Origin of the sequence: Nocardioides sp., from assembly GCF_036401255.1 — a bacterium.
GTDB lineage: Bacteria > Actinomycetota > Actinomycetes > Propionibacteriales > Nocardioidaceae > Nocardioides.
Window position 1 is genome coordinate 1 of the sequence record NZ_DASWVI010000157.1, and the last position, 2,415, is coordinate 2,415.

A 2,415-nucleotide genomic window follows, 5' to 3' on the forward strand; every position below is an offset into this window, starting at 1 on the left:
GGGTCCAGCGGGGGACGCGCCTCGAACGCGGCGCGGACCACCGCCAGCACCTGGCCGGCCGCCTCGGGGCCGACCCGGCGCACGCTCAGCCGCTCCCGGGCGCTCACCGCGGCTCCACCACCCCGGTCAGGTCGATCATCCGGTCCAGCTCGCCATTGACCTCGTCGTACCTCTCCAGGATCACCATGTGCCCCGCGCCGTGGCACTCCAGCAGCGAGGAGCCGTCGATGCTCGCGTGCAGCTTGCGGCTGTGGCCGATCGAGGTGAGCCGGTCGGCCGTGCCGCAGACGACCGCGGTCGGCACCTTCGAGAGCACGTCCACGGCGTGGAACTTGTCCAGGCTGCCGAAGCCGGGGAAGAACTCCGCCACAACCTCGAACGGCGTCGCCGAGAGCATCCGGTCGACGAACTCGACGTAGCTCGCGGGGACGGCGTCGCCGAAGGCCAGCTCGTCGGTCGCGACGAGCGCGACGTTGCGGCCCAGGCGGCGCAGCCCGTCGACGGCCCGGTGCCCGCGCGCGAGCGTGGACACGCCGCGATGGACCACGCCCGTGCCGGCCCAGGTGGGCACCATCGGGAACAGGATGCGGCTGGGGTCCAGGCCGCCCGCGGTCGTGGAGATCAGGGCGGTGCCGACCACGCGGCCCCCGAACAGCTCGGGGTGCTCCTCGGCGAGCGCGACGATCGTCATGCCGCCCATCGAGTGGCCGACCAGCACGACCGGCCCGTCGGGGGCAACCGCGTCGAGGACGCTCATCAGGTCCTTGCCGAGCTGCTCGATGGTGGCGTTGCCGAGCGGCGAGCGTCCCGACCGGCCGTGGGAGCGCTGGTCGTAGAACACCGTGCGCACCCGGCCGCGGTAGTGCTCGCGCTGGAAGTGCCAGCAGTCCAGGTTCAGCGCGTAGCCGTGGCAGAACACCACGGTGAGCGGAGCCGGCCGCCGGCGCAGCCGTCGTGCCGGCGGCCGGGCCTCAGGGTCGACCTCGTCGACCTCGACGTGCAGGGGGGTGCCGTCGTCGGCGATCACCGTGACCGGCGCGGAGCGCAGCGACCCGAACGCCGGGAGCTCCTGCGGCGCCCGGCGGGTGATCGCTCGGCGCTGCCGGGCGATCCCGACGCCCGCGCCCGCCGCGATGCCCGCCGCGGTCGCCGTGGCGCCGATCAGGTGCGTGCGGAGCCTCACGGGTCGACGTACCTCCTGCTCATCCGGCCCCCGATCCTGCTGACGATCTCGTAGGAGATCGTGCCGGCCGCGTCGGCCCAGTCCTGGACGGTCGGCTCGCCCGCGGTGCCGGGCCCGAACAGCACGACCTCGTGGCCGGGCTCGGGGAGGTCGCCGTCGAGGTCGACCACGAACTGGTCCATGCAGACCTGGCCGCGCACCGGCCGCTGCTTGCCCTCGACGAGCACGTGGGCGTGGTTGCCGGCGTGGCGCGGGATGCCGTCGCCGTACCCGACGGGCACCAGGCCGAGGGTGGTCGGTGTCTCCGCGACCCAGGTGTGCCCGTAGGAGACGCCGGCGCCGGCGGGGACCGGCTTGGTCATCACCAGCACCGCGCGGGCGGTCATCGCCGGCACCAGGCCGAGGTCGGGCACGTGGCCGGGGGCGGGGTCCAGGCCGTAGGACGCCAGGCCGAACCGCACCAGGTCGAAGCGGCTGCTCGGGCGGAGCAGGCCGGCGGCGGAGTTGGCGAGGTGACGGACCTCGGGGCGCAGCCCGGCGCGGTCGGCGGCCTCGAGGGCGCTGCGGAACGCCGCCTCCTGCGCGGCGTTCGCGGGGTGGGCGGGCTCGTCGCTGCACGCGAGGTGCGACCAGATGCCGGTGACCCGCCAGCGGCCCGCCTCCTCGCCGGCGCGGGCGGCGGCCACCAGGGCCGGCCACTGCTCGGCCGTCGAGCCGCCGCGGGACAGGCCCGTGTCGATCTTCAGCTGCACCCGGGCGGGCCGCCCGGCCGTCCGGACCCCGGCGGCGATCTCGTCGAGCTCGGCCAGGGAGTAGGCGGTGACGTCGACGTCCGCGGCGATCACGGCCGCGTAGTCCTCGCCCGGGACCGTGAGCCAGGTCAGCACCGGCCCCGTGTCGCCGGCGGCGCGCAGCGCCAGGGCCTCGTCGAGCGTCGCCACCCCGAGCCACTCCGAGCCGGCGGCGCGGGCGGCTCGGGCGACCTCGATCATCCCGTGGCCGTAGCCGTCGGCCTTGACGACCGTCATCGAGGCGACGCCGGTGATCTCGCGCAGCCGGCGGACGTTGTGCCGGAGCGCCGCGAGATCGACGACGATCTCGGCGCGCGCGACCGGCTGGGTCCTCATGGGACCGATTGTCCCATCACCACCCGGGCAGGCTGCGGACGGCCGCCGGGAGCGCCCGCGCCACGTCGCCGGCGACCAGCGGGCCGCTCCGGGTGGCCAGGGTCG

At 75.6% G+C, this 2,415-nt stretch carries 2 protein-coding genes; both read right to left on the reverse strand.

Translation table 11 applies throughout. The annotated features are described in order from the left end of the window. Positions 1 to 103: 103 nt before the first annotated feature. A complete protein-coding gene (locus VGD85_RS07455) occupies positions 104 to 1,183 on the reverse strand; it encodes an alpha/beta hydrolase (RefSeq protein WP_331062818.1) in 1,080 nt (359 codons plus the stop codon). Then, positions 1,180 to 2,310, reverse strand: a complete 1,131-nt coding sequence (gene alr / locus VGD85_RS07460) for an alanine racemase (RefSeq protein WP_331062819.1) — start codon at positions 2,308 to 2,310, stop codon at positions 1,180 to 1,182. The genes VGD85_RS07455 and alr overlap by 4 nt, the downstream gene beginning before the upstream one ends. Positions 2,311 to 2,415: the final 105 nt, after the last annotated feature.